The 19,010-nt window shown below is 46.3% G+C and carries 16 protein-coding genes; 8 read left to right on the forward strand and 8 right to left on the reverse strand.

The window, feature by feature from the left end:
* Nucleotides 1-201: 201 nt before the first annotated feature.
* Nucleotides 202-1,071 (forward strand): PfkB family carbohydrate kinase, encoded by an 870-nt coding sequence (locus MuYL_RS18480; protein WP_094571961.1) that lies wholly within the window; start codon nt 202-204, stop codon nt 1,069-1,071.
* 67 nt (nt 1,072-1,138) lie between these two features.
* Entirely contained in the window at nt 1,139-1,510 is a 372-nt protein-coding gene (locus MuYL_RS18485) for an iron chaperone (protein ID WP_094571962.1), read from the forward strand.
* Between the two features lie 8 nt (nt 1,511-1,518).
* On the opposite strand, the gene MuYL_RS18490 is transcribed toward MuYL_RS18485, so the two are convergent.
* The 4 genes from MuYL_RS18490 to MuYL_RS18505 form a co-directional block, all read right to left on the reverse strand.
* Nucleotides 1,519-2,322 (reverse strand): DUF4249 family protein, encoded by an 804-nt coding sequence (locus tag MuYL_RS18490; RefSeq protein ID WP_094571963.1) that lies wholly within the window; start codon nt 2,320-2,322, stop codon nt 1,519-1,521.
* Entirely contained in the window at nt 2,313-5,078 is a 2,766-nt protein-coding gene (locus MuYL_RS18495) for a TonB-dependent receptor (RefSeq protein ID WP_094571964.1), read from the reverse strand. The genes MuYL_RS18490 and MuYL_RS18495 overlap by 10 nt, the downstream gene beginning before the upstream one ends.
* A 102-nt stretch (nt 5,079-5,180) precedes the next feature.
* Nucleotides 5,181-5,897 (reverse strand): LytR/AlgR family response regulator transcription factor, encoded by a 717-nt coding sequence (locus MuYL_RS18500; protein WP_245845613.1) that lies wholly within the window; start codon nt 5,895-5,897, stop codon nt 5,181-5,183.
* Entirely contained in the window at nt 5,894-6,928 is a 1,035-nt protein-coding gene (locus MuYL_RS18505; protein ID WP_157740962.1) for a sensor histidine kinase, read from the reverse strand. Before MuYL_RS18505 ends, MuYL_RS18500 begins: the two co-directional genes overlap by 4 nt.
* 311 nt (nt 6,929-7,239) lie before the next feature.
* Here MuYL_RS18505 and MuYL_RS18510 point away from each other — a divergent pair, with 311 nt between their 5' ends.
* A complete protein-coding gene (locus MuYL_RS18510) occupies nt 7,240-7,989 on the forward strand; it encodes a hypothetical protein (protein ID WP_094571967.1) in 750 nt (249 codons plus the stop codon).
* Between the two features lie 57 nt (nt 7,990-8,046).
* Here the strand turns inward: MuYL_RS18510 and MuYL_RS18515 are convergent, their stop codons facing one another.
* Together MuYL_RS18515 and MuYL_RS18520 are read right to left on the reverse strand one after the other, a co-directional pair.
* Nucleotides 8,047-8,754, reverse strand: coding sequence for a hypothetical protein (locus tag MuYL_RS18515; RefSeq protein WP_094571968.1), 708 nt, complete (start codon nt 8,752-8,754; stop codon nt 8,047-8,049).
* 27 nt (nt 8,755-8,781) lie between these two features.
* Nucleotides 8,782-10,623, reverse strand: a complete 1,842-nt coding sequence (locus MuYL_RS18520) for a UbiD family decarboxylase (RefSeq protein WP_094571969.1) — start codon at nt 10,621-10,623, stop codon at nt 8,782-8,784.
* Between the two features lie 191 nt (nt 10,624-10,814).
* Between MuYL_RS18520 and MuYL_RS18525 the strand changes: the two genes are divergently transcribed.
* Together MuYL_RS18525 and MuYL_RS18530 are read left to right on the forward strand one after the other, a co-directional pair.
* A complete protein-coding gene (locus MuYL_RS18525) occupies nt 10,815-11,651 on the forward strand; it encodes a sulfite exporter TauE/SafE family protein (protein WP_094571970.1) in 837 nt (278 codons plus the stop codon).
* 98 nt (nt 11,652-11,749) lie between these two features.
* Nucleotides 11,750-12,127, forward strand: a complete 378-nt coding sequence (locus MuYL_RS18530; RefSeq protein ID WP_094571971.1) for a DUF1634 domain-containing protein — start codon at nt 11,750-11,752, stop codon at nt 12,125-12,127.
* Between the two features lie 14 nt (nt 12,128-12,141).
* On the opposite strand, the gene MuYL_RS18535 is transcribed toward MuYL_RS18530, so the two are convergent.
* On the reverse strand, nt 12,142-14,586 hold the full coding sequence (locus MuYL_RS18535) for an outer membrane beta-barrel protein (protein WP_094571972.1): 2,445 nt from the start codon (nt 14,584-14,586) through the stop codon (nt 12,142-12,144).
* Nucleotides 14,587-14,917: 331 nt separating this feature from the next.
* Between MuYL_RS18535 and MuYL_RS18540 the strand changes: the two genes are divergently transcribed.
* Nucleotides 14,918-15,715, forward strand: a complete 798-nt coding sequence (locus MuYL_RS18540; RefSeq protein WP_094571973.1) for a HipA family kinase — start codon at nt 14,918-14,920, stop codon at nt 15,713-15,715.
* The gene (locus MuYL_RS18545) at nt 15,693-16,076 is read left to right on the forward strand and encodes a DUF3037 domain-containing protein (protein ID WP_094571974.1); all 384 of its coding nucleotides are present in this window, start codon (nt 15,693-15,695) and stop codon (nt 16,074-16,076) included. The genes MuYL_RS18540 and MuYL_RS18545 overlap by 23 nt, the downstream gene beginning before the upstream one ends.
* Before the next feature lie 50 nt (nt 16,077-16,126).
* Here MuYL_RS18545 and MuYL_RS18550 read toward each other — a convergent pair whose 3' ends face one another.
* Entirely contained in the window at nt 16,127-16,504 is a 378-nt protein-coding gene (locus MuYL_RS18550; RefSeq protein WP_094573027.1) for a hypothetical protein, read from the reverse strand.
* 200 nt (nt 16,505-16,704) lie between these two features.
* Between MuYL_RS18550 and MuYL_RS18555 the strand changes: the two genes are divergently transcribed.
* On the forward strand, nt 16,705-18,942 hold the full coding sequence (locus tag MuYL_RS18555) for an alpha-N-acetylglucosaminidase (RefSeq protein WP_094571975.1): 2,238 nt from the start codon (nt 16,705-16,707) through the stop codon (nt 18,940-18,942).
* Nucleotides 18,943-19,010 lie beyond the last annotated feature (68 nt).

Below are 19,010 nucleotides of genomic sequence, written 5' to 3' on the forward strand. Positions count from 1 at the left end.
TTTTATTTTAAAAATAGCAATGGTTTTTAATTTAAGCGGGACGCTTAAATTTTTGGTATCCAAGCAAAATGCTTGGACAGGCGGGCGGAATGGGGTATAAACGCAGGACAGGTATATCGGCGTCCCGCATCACTGACCTTATCACCTCCCCTATGCACATCTGGCAAAAATTATTATCTTGCCAAATTACAAACACGCCCTATGATTGATCTTTGCTGTATAGGCCACATCACTTCCGACAAGGTGGTAACCACCACTTCCACCATGCACATGCCCGGCGGCACCGCTTTTTATTTTTCGTGCGCGGTAAGCCAGCTGCCAATCAATTACCTGCTGGTTACCGCCCTGGCCCCTGCCGAGATCCATTACGTGGCCGATCTGCGTGCCAAAGGCATCGAAGTTAAGGTGCAGCCCAGTGCCCATACCGTGTATTTTGAAAATATTTATGCCGAAAACCAGGACGAGCGCACCCAGAATGTGTTGGAAAAAGCCGACCCGTTCGGGGTGGAACAGCTTGAAAACGTAGCCGCAAAGGTATTTCACCTGGGGCCGCTGCTGGCCGATGATATTGATTTAAACCTGATCAAAACCCTGGCTTCAAAAAGCAGGGTGAGCATTGACGTGCAGGGCTATCTGCGCGAAGTGGTGAACCAGAAAGTGCGCGCGGTTGACTGGCCCCAAAAAAAGGAAGCCCTGCAATATGCCCATACCGTAAAAGCCGACGTTGCCGAATTGCAGGCCCTCACCGGCCTTAACGACCCTAAAAATGGTGCCCGGCTGCTGGCAGAATGGGGCGTGGCTGAAGTGGTGGTTACCAATGGCAGCGGCGGATCGTTCATTTTAAGCGGCGGCGAGATTTATACCATCCCGGCCTATCGCCCTAAGGTAATTGTTGACGCTACCGGTTGCGGCGATACTTACATGGCTGGATACCTGTACAGCCGCATTAAAGGGGAAGGCATCCAGGCGGCGGGCGAATTTGCAGCCGCAATGGCCAGCCTTAAAATGGAACATCCGGGCCCCTTTACCGGCACCGAAGCCGACGTAAGGCAGCTGCTGAAAAAAAAATAAATTGCTATTGGTTTTAACAATGGCAATAGGTTAAATTTGATAATATCCCGGGCTTAATATTAAAAATATGGATGGGCTGGCGCTATTTAATTCGTACCTCAACAAGCAGCAAGACAGTTTTAAACCCTGCCTCATCGCCCTGCGCAACCTGGTGCTCTCCATCGCCCCCTATGCCGAAGAAACCTTTAGTTACCAGGTGCACTGCTTTAAGCACCATTATATGCTGGTGGGCATTGGCGTTACCAAAGATTTTTGCAGCCTGTACACCATGAGCCCCAAGCTGGTAAAAAGCATGAAAGACGAGCTTAAAGGCTGTAAGGTATCAGGTACCACTATTCACTTTAGCCCCGCTGATGCGCTTCCGGAGCCGCTCATCACCAAAATTATTTTGGAGCGCATCCGCCAAAATGAATTGCTTGCCGCCACCCGCAAAAAGTAGCCGCCGTTTTAAAACACGTTAAATTTCAGTGTATCTGCCTGCATGGCGGTAAATATACCGAACCCGTTAAGTACGTTGGTAGGCTGGCTGGCCAGGCTTTGCGATGTGGAATTAGCGCTGTTACTGGTAAGCAGGTCAATATATTCCTTATTTACCCGCAGCAATACCACGTCGTAATGGCCATAATAGCTAAATGGCCGCTGGGTAACCTCAAAGGCTGCGGCCCTTTCCGTATTCATTATAAAATTAGCCGACCGGTTGCCAAAGCTGCCCGTGGGGAAGTCAATACCATCCAGGTTATTAAACAGCAGCACGTGGTTTAACGAGTCGGGGTTGGTCCACGTAAACCGGTTTAGGGTATCAGTGGCGCTGTTTCTGCCCGTAAGGCCGTCAATGGTAATGGTGGAAACCCGTGTGGCAAAGTTTTGCGGCTTTGCAGGCATAACCGTTGTTGCCGATACCGCGTAAGTTAAATAGCTAAACTTTAAGCTGTAAGTTTTGCCCGCAGTTAAAAAGGTCGAATCGGCATAAACGTAGGTACCGGCTTTAGTTTCGGTAAGCACCACCGTTTTACTGCCATCGGCTATTGAAAGCTGAAGTCCCTTTATGCCCGCCCCGTATTTGGCGGTATCGGATATATCTTTTTGCTGATAAACCTTTATGGTAATGGGTTTGCCGGCCATCAGGTAAGCTTCCACTACCGGTAAATTAACGCTCGCGGTGGTTACGTTTTCCTTTTTGCAGGCATACAGGGTAACGGCCAGCAGGCTGCCCAGCAGCATGGCTTTTAGTTTGTATCTCTTTATTTCCATCTTAAGCTTAGCGTAATGTTTGGGGTAAAGCCCAGGTAACTTACATCAGTGGTAATTGCCTGGTAGTTTTGCAGCTGGTATTCTTTGTACCAGATATTGGTATGATTGTAAACGTTAAAAAGTGAAAGGCCTATGCTGCCGATCTTGTTCCCGCTGATCTTGATCAGGTCGTACGTTGCCGAAAGGTCAAGCCGGTGGTAATCGGGCAGGCGGCTGGCATTTTTTGCCCCCACATTGAAGGCGGTGGTGGTACCGCCGTCAAGCGATGATATGGTATACGACGAGAGCGGTGCCGTATAAGGGTGCCCGGTGCTGAAGAGCCATACTGCCGAGAAATTCCAGCGGTAGTAGTGGTACATGTTAATGATCTTAAATTCATGCCGCACATCCTGGTCGGCTGCATAATAGTTGTTGCCAAATACGGCGTACTTGTTTTCGGCGCTGCCCAGTGTATAGCTCAGCCAGCCGGTGTAGCGGCCCATTTTTTTCTGGATCAGCAGTTCAACGCCCTTTGCCCGCCCGGTGCCGTTATAAAAATCCTGCACCATTGTTGCCGATGACCCCGGCGAAAACCCGGTTTGCCTAACCGTATATTGGGTAAGGCCCGATAAAGTTTTGTAGTACCCCTCCACATCTATCAAAAACAAATCGTTTTCATAGCTTACCCCGGCCATGTAATGCCTGGCACTGCCCACGGGGATGCTGGTATTGTTTGACAGCACCCAAAAATTGCGGTTCCCGTTTAAAATATCCTCGCGGGTTACCTGGTTTATAAACTGGTTAAACTGTCCGGTAGCCGCCTTAAGTGTATAATTTTCACTAAGCACGTAACTGGCCGAAAGGCGGGGTTCCAGGTACACTTTACCGGTTGGGCCATAGTAAGTGGTACGCAAACCGGGCTGTAAATGCAGTTTGCTGGTGGGGTCATACCCAAGTTCGGCATAGCCGCCGCCCAAAAAGGCATTGTTGTGCTGGTTTACCAGCTTGTCGGTATCGTTTTGCGTGTAGTTGTATTGTGTTTGCTGATGCGTGGCAAAGCCGCCAAATTCAAGCTTCAGCCTGTCGCTCATTTCCCAGGCCCATTCAGATTTTACGCCCGCGTCCTTTAAATTATTTTGCTCTACCGTTCCGTTGCTGAAGCTTTGGGAATCGCCGTTACTGTCGGTAGTGGTGCCCGAGGTGGTACGGTTGCGGTCGTTAAAGTACGATGAATAAGTAAGGTAGGTGTTTGAGTAAACCTTTTTATTAAGCTTATGGAACCATTTAACGCTGGTGCCGGTATTGCCGTATTTGGTGTAATCGGTAATGTTGATACCGCCGGTGCTGGAACTCAGTGATGATGGAATTTGCAGCGCCCTGCTGTTATCGGTTTTATCGTTGCCATTGTAAAAGCTCCAGGTTAATACGTTCTCTTTGTCTATATGATACGTATAGCGGATGTCGGCATCATAAAAGTGCGATGCGGGGGTAGTTTGTTCCGCTCCGAAGCCGCCCCGGCCAGGCCCGCCACCACCACCACCGGGGGGGCCGCCGCTGCTAACAGCCGAGGTATTAAACTGATTAAAGATCTTATCATATAAAGGGCCCTGGTATGACCGCCTGATGGCAAGTACTAACGTTGATTTGTCGTTAACAGGTATTTCGGCAAAGGCATTTAAGCTTAACAGGCTCAAATCAACCCCAAAGCTGCTTTCATTCTTGTTGCCGTCCTTGCCATTGATCTCGGTAACGCTGGAGAGCCGCCCGCCATAACGCGATGAAAAGCCGCCCTTATACAACTGCACATCCTTAACTGCATTGCTGTTAAAGGCGCTGAAAAAGCCATACAGGTGGTCAACCTGGTAAATGGTAAAGCCATCAAAAACCACCAGGTTCTGGTCGGGTGTGCCGCCCCTTACGTAAGCGCCTGATGAGGATTCATTGGTACCGCTTACCCCCGGCATCAGCTGGAAGGCGCGCAGCACATCTTTTTCGCCCAGGCTCGGCAGCTTATCAAGGTTTGCCGGCGAGAGTTGCAGCACTCCTACTTTTTTAACGTCGGTGTTCATAACACCACTTTTTTTGCCGGTAATGGTAACCTCGTTAAGCGTGTTCAATGCCGGTAGCAGGCCCAACAATACCTCTTCCTTTATCTTTTTGGCATCCAGCCGCACCCGGTCTGGCTGAAACCCCGAATAGGAGGCTTCTACCACGCAGGTGTCTGAAGGCACATTGAACAGGATGAAGTTACCGTCGTTCCGGCTGGTTGCAGTAATGTCGGTATTTCTTACCCTCACCGTGGCCGATGGCAGGGGCTCGCCCGTTTCCTGGTTGATCACGCGGCCGCTGATGCTGAACATAAAGTGCGCCGGCGGGGCCTTGGGCGCAGGCAGCTGTACCGCCTGGATAGCGCCCGATGCCATATTGTTCAGCCTGTTTAATTTCCGCAGCCGGTCCAGGTCGTCCGTATTTTGAAGGATGTAAATGGCACCGCCTGCTTCTATCCAGTAATGCAGCGAATTTTTGCTGCACACCTGGGATATGGCGTCCTGCAGCGACTCATCAAAAAAGTGCTCCACTATATCCATCTTGTGCAGCGAGTCGCGTTCAAAAACAATATTTAAATGGTAGTCCGCAGCCAGCGTATCCAGGAACATATCCAGCGGGCAGGTAAAAAATTTACTAATGCGGTTTTTCTTAAGGATCTTTTGCGTTTGCTGGGCATAAACCAATGAACTAAACCCCAGGATCATCAATAGCAGTATCAGTTTCTTCATTCGGATTGATTTCAGTCAACCGAAAGTGCAGCATACCGCCCGCTCCCGAAAATAAATGAGATGAGCTGTTATAAAGTGCAGATGAAACCCGCAGATGTGCCTTTATTGTTCCAGCTCCCGGCTCGTCATTTTGTGGATCATGTCGCGGTATTTATCGCTTAAAGGCAGCTCGGCATTGGCGGTTTTAATTTTGCCCCGCCTGATGTGCATTACATAGTCCACATTGATAAGGTACGACCGGTGGATGCGGTAAAAATGGCTTGCCGGCAGCTGCAGTTCCAGCGTTTTGATGCTGGTGCGTGATATCAGCGGCTTGGGCTGGTTAGCCAGGTTAATCTTTACATAATCCTTCAGCCCCTCCACGTATTCAATATCCTTAAAGCTGATCTTTACCAGGTTATAATCGGCATATAAAAAGAAATGGTCCTTGCGCAGCTGTGCATCATCTGCCGACCGTTTACGCAGTTCAAACAGCATATTTACCTTGTTGCATGCTTTTAAAAAGCGCTCCAGCGGCACCGGCTTCACCAGGTAATCTATCACATCCAGCTCAAAGCCTTCAATGGCAAACTTTTCATACGCGGTAACAAACACAATCATGGGTTTTTGAACCAGGCTTTTCACCAGCTGCAAGCCGTTAAGGCCCGGCATATGGATGTCGCAAAACAACAGGTCTATCTCTTCTTCCTGCAGCATAATCATCGCCTCGCCGGCTGTGCGGCAGCGGCCCACCACCTGTATGTAGTTTACATACTTCAGGTTATCTTCAAGCAGGTCAAGCGCGAGGGGTTCATCATCTATCAGCAGGCATCGCATCATTTAAATTGAAGTTTTAAGGTTACTTTATACGTATTTGTAGTTTTATCGATAATAAGGCTATGCTTGCCGGGATACAGCAGCTCCAGCCTTCTTTTAACATTGTTCAGGCCAATTCCATGGCTTTCATCTTTATTTTCTTCGGCGGGGTTATAGCTGTTACTAACCATAAAGCTTAAGCTTTCTTTAGTTGTCCGCAGTGTCAGGTCTATCACGGGCTGCTGAACATCGCCGGTGCCGTGTTTAAAAGCGTTCTCCACAAAAGGGATCAGCAGCATGGGTTCAATGGTTTGCTGCGGATCGGCAATAGCAAATTCAGCATTGAGCCTTACCACATCTCGGAAGCGAAATTGCTGCAGCTCAATATAGCTGCGCAGGTAGTCTTCCTTTTGCAGCAGGGTAACTTTTTCTTCATCAGTTATATACAGCATATACCGCATTAGCTTTGAAAGCTGAATCAGCGTAGGCTCTACCGCCGAAGGGTTTAAACGCGACAAGGCCACCACCCCGTTTATTACGTTAAATATAAAATGCGGGCTGATCTGCGACCGTAAAAAAGCCAGTTCAGACACCAGCGCAGCGTTGGTAATATCGCGTTTGTTGTTAATGATTTTAAACTGATCGGCCAGGTACCGGTAAGCGAAACTGGCAGCGGTAATGGCAGCCAGCGGAAAAAGGTTAAAATCAAAGGGTGGCCGGTGCGGGGCACCGGCAAATTGCGGTGGCAAAGGGAAATGCGGGCGGGTATAAATGATCACCAGGTCGAGCAGCGTGAACGACAGCAGCAACAAACCAAAGTACAAGCCTATATTTTTATTTTTATTGAGCACCACCGGGATGAGCACAAAGGCATTTAAATAAAACTGGATGGCCAGCACCAGGTTGAGCACCACAAAATGCTGTGGCTCAAAAAAAGGGTGCCGCGCACTGGCCGGGTAAGGCCTTGAAATGATGGGCGTAATGGTAATAAAAGCCCAAAAAAGCAGGTGTATAAAAAACTCAATTATCACCGCCGGCTTTAATCGTTTCAGCATAGTTAAAAAAACGTCAATTAAAAAAGGGTAAGCAAACAGCTGCAACCACACCAACAGTGCCGACCATTGCCGCAATAGCCGTGATAAATATAATCTAAACCTGCCTCAGGGCTCATTTTAAGGCCTTTCTTTAACACAATTTAACTTTTGGCGAATTAGTGAGAAGCAGTTCTTTTGATGCTGGTAAGCTCCAATGTTTGCACTGCCGGTGCCGGGTTGATTTTTATTTAATGTTTGTAAACCTTAAAGTAAACTATTAAATTTACGATAAATAAGCTACTTATTTACAACCTGTTACCTTAAATTCAATTATGCCGGCAGAAAACGAAGCTCCCGCAACGGCCACCCAGCAAAGCAATAAGCCACCACTTACGGGCAATATCTCGGTATGGCTCGGCATTATCACCTCTATAATTACAGTGGCATTAACCATTTACACGGCCTACAACAAAGCTAAAATTGACGGGCTGGAAGATAAGCTTAAAGAGCGGTCGACCACCATTGAGGAATCGCGCGAGAAAGTAGAGCGTTACAAGTGGGTTTTCAGCCTTTACCAGGACCTCACCGACACGGATAAAAGAAAAAGCAAATTTGCCGGCAGCTTAATTACCCTCGCCCTAACGGATGCCGAATCAACAAAGCTGTTTGCGGGCCTGCAAACCTCAACCGATAAGGTGCTGCAAAACCTGGGTAAAAATGGATTGACTACTATTGGCAATGGTACCATCGTAGCGCTGGTTTCAAAAATAGATACCCTGAGCGTACCCGACAGAACCAGCGCCGTGGGCGAACTGGAGAAAAACTATGCATCCTCACCTGTTGCCATAACGCTGGTGTTAAACCTTTACAATCCCGACAACATAAAAACCATGTCATCAAACGGCGTTATCAATGGGCTGTATTATTTAAACCGCACCACCGCCAAAGTATGGAGCAGGCAGCAAATAGACCAGGGCCGCGAAGTTGCCGCACGGATTGCCGCGCTAAACCCCGGAACAAAAACAAAAAACGAACTGGCCAATTTTGTAAAGTTCCTCAATAAAGCATCCGGGGGCATTTAAGGTAATGGTTGTAAAAAAATATCCCCTGCTCTTTACCGCTTATGGAAAAGAGTCAGATCAAATCCCCGCTTTTATGCTGTTAAAGGGCACACCCAACCCATCTGCGGCATATTGGGTAAGCACACTATCCTTCACCGTCATATAATCACCGTGCTGGGTAACCAGCCATTTTTCAAGGTTTCCTTCTTTAACTATTACAGGTACCGTGGCCGATACTACTCTCGCTGCTGAATCAAGCTCAATAATATAGATCTCTTTTTTTTGATCAAGCGGATCGTTAAAGGGGATAATAACCGTATGGTTGTAATCGTCAATAAAACGCCCCAATATGTTTTTGTTAGCAATCTCTTTGCTTTGCAGCGATAACAGGTGTTTAGCCTGTTGCTGGTTCATGCCAAATATTTTAAGGCGCACGGTGTTGCCGTTATCATCCTTCAAGGTATCGTAGCTGGCTACCTGGTTTGCATTTATAAATTTGGCTGCTGCGTAATAGCTATTTTCGCCGGCGCTGGTCTCGGTATTGCCGGGCAGCAGGAAACTGATGTTTAAGTTCTGGATCTGCGCACTGTCCTTTTTCACCTTACCGGCAATCAGCAGCAGCTGGGCGCTGGTAAAACGGTTGGCAATGTGCACATTTACCGTAGTGGCCGTATCTGTTTTAAAAACTTTTGATACGGTATAATGAGGAATATCCTGCGGCTTTTTGCAGGCGAAAACACTCATTAACAAACAAACTATAACTGTATTCTTTATAAAATTTTTCATTCCCGTTATTAAACAAATCACTGGTCTTTAAATAATTCCGTGCAGTGCGCCGCCCTTTTCGCCCATCTTATCCACCAGCTTTTCAGCCGCCGGGTCTTTTTCCAGCACGGGGGCATGGTGTGGCTTAATGCGGGCATCAATAATCAGCGGGCCGTTGCAGCCCCAATGCTTATGTTCGGTAAAGCTTTTAATGCCATAAATATCGTGCGATGGGTTGCTGCGTGTAAAGGTTACCCATACAAAATTATTGATGCTTTGTGCCGTAAACCCGGCATCGTCACAAAATACCATCAGCGGCAGGCCGCTTAGTTCGGCATCCTGCAAATGTTCATCCAGTATCTCCAGCATCAAAGGCATATCGCTGGTGCGGATATTTTTAGGCACCTCAACAGCCAGCACGCCGGGCATTACCATTTTGTATTTTTCAAAAGGCCGCGGCAAATCAAAGTTCGCAGGCAGTTCGTTCCAAAGTTCTCTTTTTACCGGCCCTGCTGCGGCAATGGCCACCTTACTGCCTGAGTTTAGTCCGCTGCCGCTGTAATCAAGGGTATCAATGGTGGTGTTGGTATAAAAGTGAAGGTCGCGGGTAAGGTCTATCCTTTGCAGGATGTGTTTTAAGAAGCCGCCGATATCATTAACATTTAATTGAGGATCATCTTCCCGGGCGGCAATAAACAGGTATTTAGCCAGGCTCAGCTGCCCCTTGCCTAAGATGTGGTTAGCAATGGTGAGGATCTCCTGCGGACGCCTTTCGTTATCGCTGTAAGGGGTGTAACGCTCGCTGCCAATGGCAAACAGTAAAGGATGCACACCCGCAGCATCAACTGCGTTTACCGCATGCAAACCCGGAATTTCCTTCGGGATAGCCGAGCCGGTGATCTCATGGATCAGGGCACCAAAACTGGTATCTTCCTGCGGCGGACGCCCAACAACCGTAAACGACCAAATGGCATCCTTGCGGTGATAAACGTTATGTACTTTTAACAGCGGGAAAGGGTGCTTTAAACTGTAATATCCCAAATGATCGCCAAATGGGCCCTCGGGTTTATTATCGTGAGGCATCACGGTTCCGGTTATCACAAAATCAGCATCCGCCGAAATACAGAAACCTTCTTCATCGTAAAAATAGCGAAAACGGCGGTTGCCAAGCGCACCGGCAAAAGTCATTTCTGACAAACCTTCGGGTAATGGCATTACCGCCGCAACCGGGTGCGATGGCGGGCCGCCCACAAATATGCTCACCTTTAATGGCTGGCCTTTCGCGTTTGCTTTGGTTTGATGTACACCTATCCCCCTGTGCAACTGGTAGTGCAGCCCAATTTCTTCATTCAATATATAATCATTACCGGCCAGCTGGATGCGGTACATGCCCAGGTTGGCATTCATAATGCCCGGCTTATCGGCGTCTTCAGTGTAAACCTGCGGCATGGTTACAAACGGGCCGCCGTCATTCGGCCAGTTTACTATCTGCGGGATGTCACTTATTTTGCATTTGGCAAAGTTTACAGGCGCGCGGCTGCCGGTTTTCATGGGCAGCGCCGATAATGCCGTAAGCGCTACATTAGCGTATTTAAAAGGATTTTTTATGGCCTTCAGCGGATCAGATTTCAGATCGACCAAAGTTTTGATCTTATCCAGGGTATCCCTGAAAATAAATTCAGATCTTTCAAGCGTCCCGAAAAGGTTGGATACCGCCGGGAACTTGCTGCCTTTTATGTTTTCAAAAAGGATAGCCGGGCCTTCATTTTCAAATACACGCAAATGAATGGCGGCCATTTGCAGGTAAGGGTCAACCTCTTCTTTAATACGGATCAACCGACCATGTTTTTCAAGATCGGCAACACAGGCTTTTAAACTTGGGTAACTCATATATTCAGCAGCAAATGTACACAATGCGCAATAGTTGCAGGGCTGCGGCGTGCTACTATATTGTAATTTTATTTGGTGGTGAGCAGGGCACAGCATGCTACTTACACCTCCACTAAATCTATAGACAAACATTAAAGTAAGCGCTTAAAAAAAGTTATTATTACTTTAGCAGCATCCTATTTTTTGTGCCTATGTCGGTAATTATTTTTACTGTTATTATACTTATTGGCTCCTATTTTGCAGGCTTGCTGGGATCGTTAACCGGCCTGGGGGGCGGTGTGGTAATTATCCCGCTACTTACTTTATTGCTCAAGGTTGATATCCATTATGCCATTGGTGCGTCGCTGGTATCGGTTATTGCAACTTCGTCAGGTTCGGCGGCTGCCTATGTAAAGGAAGGCATCACCAATATGCGGCTCGGCATGTTTTTAGAGATAGCCACTACTGCCGGTGCCATGTGCGGTGCCATGCTGGCGGTTTATATCCCAACTCAATATATTGCTATATTATTTGGCGTTATCTTACTTTTTTCCGCAATACTTTCTCTGCGCAAAAAGGCGGAGCAAATTATCACTGAAAAAAGCTACCTGGCTGCTAAACTAAAACTTAACAGCAGTTACCCCACTGCTGCCGGCCCGGTTGAATATAGTGTACGTAACGTGGGCGGCGGTTTTGTTATGATGGCATTTGCAGGCGTTATTTCGGGGCTGCTGGGCATTGGCTCGGGTGCATTAAAAGTTATCGCAATGGATACCATTATGCGCATCCCTTTTAAGGTGTCAACCACTACCAGCAATTTTATGATAGGCGTTACCGCATCGGCAAGTGCGGTAGTGTATTTGCAACGCGGCTATATTAGCCCGGGCCTGGTTATGCCGGTTGTTATAGGGGTATTGTTTGGCGCTTTTACCGGCTCAAAAATACTGGTACATACCAAATCATCAGGCTGGCTCAGGTGGGTATTTGCCATTGTGGTATCCTTTTTAGCGGGACAAATGATTTATAACGGAATTACAGGGAATATTTAATTGGGTTGATAGTAAATAGAAAAACAAAAGGCAAACATCAGCCTGGATAAATAAACAAATGCAGCTGCCATCAACTATGAACGGCTAACTACAAACTAATGAAATTTAAAGACACAGACATACAATCGCTTATAGGTAAGGTGCTGCGTACCGGTATGATCATATCTATGGGGATCGTTTTTTTTGGCGGAATCTTGTTTTTGTACCGTCACGGGCATTCTATCCCAAACTATAAGGTTTTTAAGGGCATCCCTCCTTTTCTTCAAAATACCGGGAGTTTGCTGCATGCCTCCTTTCAGCTAAAGGGACAGGCCATCATTCAATTGGGAATAATTTTATTAATTGCCACGCCTATACTAAGGGTAGTATTTTCAACCCTGGGCTTTGTACTGGAAAAAGACTACCTGTATGTGGGCATCAGCATGGTTGTGCTGGCTATTATTTTTACCAGCATGCTAAGCGGGCACGCGGGGTAATGATGCGTTTCTGTTTAGTTACCGCCGCCAAGGCTTATCCTTTTTTGCTCTTCTTCGTTACCTGTACGGTGCGTGGTAATGGTTTTTACCGAAGTTTTTCCGAACCGGTAAGTAAAGGTAAGCCGCGCAATCCGGCTCTCCAGTTTATCGGTTACCGTTAAGTTAAGATTTTGATAGTTCACGCTGCTCCTGTCGCGCAGGGTATTAAATATATCAGACACATTTAACCTTAAACTACCGCGATTATTAAACATTTGCTCACCCAAACCGGCATCAACACGGTAACGTGGCTTGTTTTGATTGATCCCGTAAAAGTTTGCCGATTCATATTCGCCCGAAACCACGGCCGATAGGGTTTTGCTTATTTTAAAGCTTTGAATGGTGTTCAAAATAATATCCTGCGTACCCTTATTCAGGTTGCCGTTTTGCGGGTAAGCCACATACCGCTGATAGGATGCATCAGCGTGAAAATAAGCTTCCCACCAGTTATTAACTGTTAACGGCGCCGAAAACTTGATGCCATAATTGTAGATTTTTCCAAAATTGATTTGTGTTTTTACGTTAACCTTGGTGGCATCGTTTTGTTCGTAAAACCCAAAGTCGTATGCGTTACTTATTATAGACGTATATAAACTTGTTATAATGGTTTTGTTGTACGTGTGCGACAGCTCAATTAAATTGGAATACTGCGGCATTAAGTTTGGATTGCCCGCCCTGTAATCGTACGGATCAACATAGTATAAAAAGGGGTTAATTTCTTCGTAGGCCGGCCTGGTAATACCGCGGTTATAACTCAACGAAAACTCGTTTTTGCTGTCCCTTTTATAAGTAAACTGCGCCTGCGGGAATAAATCGAAATAACTGCGGTCTATTTTGGTATCCATAGTTACCGAGTTGCCGTTAGCAACGGTTTGTTCGCCGCGTAAGCCCATGGTAATATAAAACTTGTTAAACTTATTTTGATAGTTCACATAACCTGCATCCACAACTTCGGTATAAAAAAAATGATTGCTCAAATCAGCGTCAGGCACATATTGCCCGTTTACCTGCGGCCCAAAAATCAAATCATTATTGCTGGAAGCATGGCTGTATTTAATACCGGCCTCAAAAGTTGAGTTTTTTGAAAGCGGGGTGCTAAAATCAATCTTCGAAAGCCAGATCCTGATTGCTGATGGCGAAAGGTTTTCAAGCAAAACGGCATCCCGGTAAGGGCTCCAGTCGGCCCTGTAAAAATCATTGGTAATATACTCAGACGAACTGCGGTTAAAAGTGGTGTAATTGATATCGGCCGACAGCGTGCTGCCTGCCTTGTTAAGCTTGCCGTTATAATTTAGGTTATAATTTATCTTCTTAATATGCCGCCCAAGCTTTGATTCAGCGGTGATGATGGAATCCAGCACCCCTCCGTTGCTGATGTTCAGCTTATTATCTTTTGCAAAATCATCCTGCCGGGCAAACCCGTTAATTAAAAAACCAATAGTATGGTTTGGGGCAACCGTGTAATCAGCGCCTGCGCTAAACGTATTATTCTCACTGGTTTGAATGCCCTTATAATCCACATGATAATTACTGATCAAATTATTGAAATCAATGATCCGGTCGGTTACAAAATTATGAAAGGTCTTATCGGTCGTAAAATTATAGCTCCCAAACAGGTTCAACTTATCCATACGGTCGTTAAACCTGACGCCTATATTGCTTTTGTAGTATTTTCCATAACCGGCAGTGGCAGAAATAGTACCATTGGAGCCTATATTATTACCCTTTTTTAAGACAATGTTCACTATACCCCCGCTCGATGCATCGTATTTGGCCGACCCGCTGGTTATCAGTTCAATTTTTTCAATCATGTTCGACTGGATGCTGCGCAGGTAAGCAACCAGGTCTTCACCTGTAAGGTTGGTTGTTTTGCCATCAATCGTAATCAAAGCGCTTTGCCGCCCAATTATGCTGATGTTGTTGCTGTTATCAACCCGTACCCCGGGCGCTTGCCGCAATATCTCAAAGGCAGAATTGCCCTCGGCTGTTAAACTATTGGGGATATTTAACGTTATTTTTCCCGGTCTTACTTCAATTTGGGGCCTGCTGCTTAAAATGGTTACCTCTTTTAGCTGGTTGGTTGCCTGTTGTAAGTTTATTTCACCTATGCCGTGGTTTTCGTTATTGTCAATCCGGTAAGGGCCTGAATATGTTTTAACGTAACCAACAGCAGTTGCCAGCAGCAGGTAATCATCAGCAACCACATCTTCAAACCTGAACTTTCCGTTTTTGCCGGTAACGGTTGAACTTACAATAGACGAATCACGGGCTTTTAACAAAATCACAGTGGAGGCTTCGGCGGGGGTATGCTGTTCATTCAGCACCTTCCCATGTATGGTTGAAAGTACTGCCTGCGCGTGCACATTATTAAACAGTACGGCCAGGAACGCTGCCAATAAGCATCCAAAAATAATCTTCATTAATAGATAGTGTAGAAATGTACTATAAACGTAATTTTAAATCTGCCGCAACATCACAGCAAAAATCACTTTTTTTTTAAAGTCGATTTTACGAAAAATAAACATAAAAGTTGTACGACAGCTGGTATCATAATCCTTTTCATACCTGTATTACGTACAACCGTGTCACACAGCAGTGTTTATTTTCTTTCCGGTAAACTTACCAAATGTTAATCAATACTTTAATTTTAATTAATATTTATAGTTCTGCACAAACCCCGCAGTTTGATTACGTTCTTTATTCCTGTAAATTTACCGCCGGCCATAAGGGCATTAATGAAACCATTATTTTATGAATTACAGTAAACCCCGGTTGCGTACAGTAAATGTGCAGCGCTACGTTACACCCCTGCGCGAAGGAGGTTCGTTACCCGCAATAGCCGAGGCTGACGACGGCTTTTTATATGTACTAAAGTTTAGGGGCGCCGGGCAAGGCGCCAGGGCACTGATAGCTGAGCTGATTGGCGGCGAAATTGCACGTGCCTGCGGATTAAAAGTACCTGAAATTGTTTTTGCCAACCTTGACGAGGCTTTTGGCCGTACCGAACCTGACGAAGAGATCCAGGACTTGTTAAAAGCCAGTGTTGGCCTTAACCTGGCGCTGCATTACCTGTCGGGCGCTATAACTTTTGATGCTTCGGTAGTTAACATTGATCATAAACTTGCCTCAAAAATAGTTTGGCTGGATTGCCTGCTAACCAACGTTGACCGTACCCCGCGCAATACCAATATGCTGATGTGGCATAAAGAGCTCTGGCTAATTGACCACGGCGCCGCACTATATTTTCACCATTCCTGGCAAAACTGGGAAGAAGCTGCAAAAAAACCTTTTTTACAGATCAAAGACCATGTATTGTTACAGCGCGCAACTCTGCTGGATGAGGTTGACGCCGAATTCCGCACCATATTAACAGACGAAGTGATCCGTGATATAGTTAACCTGGTACCTGACGAATGGCTCACCGGCGAACTGGCTTTTGAAACACCGCAGCATTACCGCGATGCGTACGCCCATTTTTTAATAACCCGTATAGCACATTCAGATTTTTTTGTAAAAGGAGCCCAAAATGCAGCAGAAGCAGTTATTTGAATATGCCGTTATCCGCGTGGTACCAAGGGTAGAACGGGAAGAATTTTTAAATATCGGGGTGATCTTATTTTGCGCCAAACAAAAATTCCTGCAAACAAAATACCTGCTGGATGAGGCGCGCCTGAAGGCTTGCCATCCCGGTTTGGATCTTGAAGAATTAAAAAAACACTTGTGCTCATTTGAACGCATTTGCCATGGCGGCAAAGATGCAGGGCCAATTGGCCAATTGGATCAGGCATCGCGCTTTCGCTGGCTCACCGCCACCCGCAGCACTGTTTTGCAAACCTCAAAAGTACACCCCGGCATAAGCGAAGACGCTTTAGCCACGCTGAACAGGTTGTTTGAGCAGCTGGTAATGTAATTGATCAGCTAAAATAAGAATCAAAATAGGGCGGAGTGTTTAACGTCGCCCTATTTCTTTTTTTCCTCAATCTCAGTTTCCAAACGCACTTTTTTCAAATCGATGCGAACCAGCGCAAAAAGGCTCATATAAATATTAGCCACAAATACCAGCGCAAAGCCGGCAATAAGATAGCCGCGCCAATCGGTCATTAATAATTTGTAATTGGTAAGCAGCAGCATAGCAAGGGTAACGTAATGGCTAAAACAATACTCGCAGGTAAAAAGGTAAAAAAACTTTCGTTCGGCAATGGTTTTGCCTGTGTGGCAACGGCTTACACAATAATCCCGCGGCTCGCGGAAAACCTCCTCGTGGGTAACCGTCCATGCTATGCATGCAATGGGAATAGCCAGTAAAAACAACCAGGCAATTTGTGTGCTTAATTCCATAGTGTTATAAGTACATAACACATTAAAAAGTTTTAGCTTAACGTTGTGTATCAGCAATAAATAAAATTCCTGCCGGGGCATCCTGTATTTAACCGGATTTTATCCTTTTATGCCCACTTTTTGCCTGCTTTTAGCAGCAGTCACCATTTTTTTTTGTGCTGAAATATTGTTCATTATGTTTACAGAAATTAATTTAAATAATGAGCCACGTCACACAAGCAGCAAAACTCTTTTTAATCACACTACTTTCATTAACAAGCTTAAATCTGCTCAAAGCAAAATCAGCCCCAGTGGCCGACAGCGTCAATAATACTGAAGTTAAAGGAATCATCAGCCGCATTCTTCCCGGTAAATCATCTTATTTTATATTAAAAACTATTCCTGTTAAAGCCAGCCGCGATAGCTTTTATGTGCAAAGCCAGGGAGATAAAATAGTTATTGAAGGCACCAACGCACTGTCAATGGCCAAAGGGCTTAACTATTACCTTAAAACCTATTGCCACATCTCGGTAAGCTGGTATGCCAATGACGTAATTAACGTACCGGCGCAGTTACCGGTAATTGACCAGCCTGCCGGGCAGGCCTGCCGTTTTGATAAACGTTTTTTTCTAAACTATTGCACATTTGGCTATACTACCCTTTGGTGGCAATGGCGTGATTGGGAACATTTAATTGACTGGATGGCACTTAACGGCATCAACATGCCGCTGGCTATTACCGGGCAGGAATACATCTGGCAGCGGGTATGGAAAAAATTCGGAATGACCGACGAGCAGAGCCGCGCGTTTTTTACCGGCCCGGCGCATTTGCCGTGGCAGCGCATGGGCAACCTGGACAGGTGGCTCGGCCCCCTGCCGCAAAGTTTTATTGATGGCCAGTTTACCCTGCAAAAGCAAATCCTGCAAAGGGAAAGAAGCCTGGGCATGAAACCTATTTTGCCCGCATTTGCCGGCCATGTACCCAAAGACCTGGTAAAAAAGTTCCCAAAAATGAAAGTTACCGACCTTGGCTCATATGACACCGGGACGGAGAACGATGCTTTTTTCCTCGATCCGATGGATCCCCTGTTTGTTAAAATTCAGAAACTTTACCTCGGCGAACAGGAAAAATTACTGGGCACTAATCACTATTACGGTGCCGATCCATTCAACGAGATGAACCCGCCCAGCTGGGAACCCGCCTACCTGGCCAGTGTGGCAAAAACCATATACAGCGGCATGAAAGCCATTGACCCGAATGCCGTTTGGGTACAAATGGGCTGGACTTTTTATTACGACCGTAAACACTGGACCAACCCGCGCCTGGAAGCCATGATAAAGGCCGTGCCGCCGAATAAAATGCTGTTGCTGGACTATTTTTGCGAGCAAACCGAAGTTTGGCGCGCAACCGATGCCTTTTTTAATGCCCCCTATATTTGGTGTTACCTGGGCAATTTTGGTGGCAATACCCAACTGGCGGCCCCGCTGTTAAAGGTGGCCAAACTGTTGCCCGCTGCCGAAAAAGATCCTAACCACCGGCAAATGGATGGCATTGGTACCACGCTTGAAGGTTTCGGGGTTAACCAGTTTATGTTTGAATGGCTGTTTGATTACGCCTGGAATGCCAATGCTGCAAACGTAAACGATTGGATGAAACAATATGCCGACAGCCGCAGCGGCCGTCATGACGTGGTTGCGCAATCGGCCTGGTTAAAGCTTTTGCCCGTAGTATATAACGCACAGGTATCAGGCGTTGGATTAGGAAATATCGTTCAGTCCGAGCCGATGCTGAAAGGGCACGGTGATTACTCCTCATTAAGCAATTACGATTACAGCGCATTGAGCAATATCCTGCCATCATTTTTTGTTGCTGACTCCGCTTCAAAAGCATCGCCCAATTACCGCAGAGATTTGGCATTGGTTGAAAAACAGGTACTTGTTAACCTTGCATCCGCAATTCGCGACAGTATCGGCAAAGCCTACTATGCAAAGGATACCCGGTCATTTGAAAAATTCACCAAACTATTCACTTCGCTGTGCGATGATGTGGACCTGGTTGCCTCAACCCAGCAGGATCTGTTATTAGGAAACTGGATAGGGCAAGCCCGCGCCTTTGGCAACACAACTGCTGAAAAGAACTTTTACGAAAAGGACGCCCGCGTATTGATCACCACCTGGGGCGGCGAGGCCAACGTAAATACCGATTATGCAGCAAAGGATTGGGCCGGGTTGATAAAAACCTATTACAAACCGCGCTGGGAGTTATTTTTTAACTACCTGCGAAAAACCTTGAATGCCGGAACACCGCCGGATATGAAAGAATTTGACAAGCTGCGCGTTAAGTTTGAATGGCAGTGGACGGATAAAACTGCTGCAGACCAACCCTTTGCGACGCAGCCACAGGGCGATGTAATGAAGATCTGTAGCGATCTTTATAAAAAATGGGCATTGTATTTATAGTCCGTAACAAAATAAAGTATTTAAATAGCCGATGGCCTGTACGTTTTACGGGCCATTCGCAGTTATAG

The organism is Mucilaginibacter xinganensis, assembly GCF_002257585.1.
Lineage (GTDB): Bacteria > Bacteroidota > Bacteroidia > Sphingobacteriales > Sphingobacteriaceae > Mucilaginibacter > Mucilaginibacter xinganensis.

What these genes read in the sequence shown, in the direction of transcription:
- MuYL_RS18515 (WP_094571968.1), bottom strand. Translation starts at nt 8,754, where the DNA reads ATGAAAAATTTTATAAAGAATACAGTTATAGTTTGTTTGTTAATGAGT.
- MuYL_RS18480 (WP_094571961.1), top strand. Translation starts at nt 202, where the DNA reads ATGATTGATCTTTGCTGTATAGGCCACATCACTTCCGACAAGGTGGTA.
- MuYL_RS18530 (WP_094571971.1), top strand. Translation starts at nt 11,750, where the DNA reads ATGAAATTTAAAGACACAGACATACAATCGCTTATAGGTAAGGTGCTG.
- MuYL_RS18490 (WP_094571963.1), bottom strand. Translation starts at nt 2,322, where the DNA reads ATGGAAATAAAGAGATACAAACTAAAAGCCATGCTGCTGGGCAGCCTG.
- MuYL_RS18550 (WP_094573027.1), bottom strand. Translation starts at nt 16,504, where the DNA reads ATGGAATTAAGCACACAAATTGCCTGGTTGTTTTTACTGGCTATTCCC.
- MuYL_RS18510 (WP_094571967.1), top strand. Translation starts at nt 7,240, where the DNA reads ATGCCGGCAGAAAACGAAGCTCCCGCAACGGCCACCCAGCAAAGCAAT.
- MuYL_RS18495 (WP_094571964.1), bottom strand. Translation starts at nt 5,078, where the DNA reads ATGAAGAAACTGATACTGCTATTGATGATCCTGGGGTTTAGTTCATTG.
- MuYL_RS18540 (WP_094571973.1), top strand. Translation starts at nt 14,918, where the DNA reads ATGAATTACAGTAAACCCCGGTTGCGTACAGTAAATGTGCAGCGCTAC.
- MuYL_RS18485 (WP_094571962.1), top strand. Translation starts at nt 1,139, where the DNA reads ATGGATGGGCTGGCGCTATTTAATTCGTACCTCAACAAGCAGCAAGAC.
- MuYL_RS18555 (WP_094571975.1), top strand. Translation starts at nt 16,705, where the DNA reads ATGAGCCACGTCACACAAGCAGCAAAACTCTTTTTAATCACACTACTT.
- MuYL_RS18525 (WP_094571970.1), top strand. Translation starts at nt 10,815, where the DNA reads ATGTCGGTAATTATTTTTACTGTTATTATACTTATTGGCTCCTATTTT.
- MuYL_RS18500 (WP_245845613.1), bottom strand. Translation starts at nt 5,897, where the DNA reads ATGATGCGATGCCTGCTGATAGATGATGAACCCCTCGCGCTTGACCTG.
- MuYL_RS18545 (WP_094571974.1), top strand. Translation starts at nt 15,693, where the DNA reads ATGCAGCAGAAGCAGTTATTTGAATATGCCGTTATCCGCGTGGTACCA.
- MuYL_RS18520 (WP_094571969.1), bottom strand. Translation starts at nt 10,623, where the DNA reads ATGAGTTACCCAAGTTTAAAAGCCTGTGTTGCCGATCTTGAAAAACAT.
- MuYL_RS18535 (WP_094571972.1), bottom strand. Translation starts at nt 14,586, where the DNA reads ATGAAGATTATTTTTGGATGCTTATTGGCAGCGTTCCTGGCCGTACTG.
- MuYL_RS18505 (WP_157740962.1), bottom strand. Translation starts at nt 6,928, where the DNA reads ATGCTGAAACGATTAAAGCCGGCGGTGATAATTGAGTTTTTTATACAC.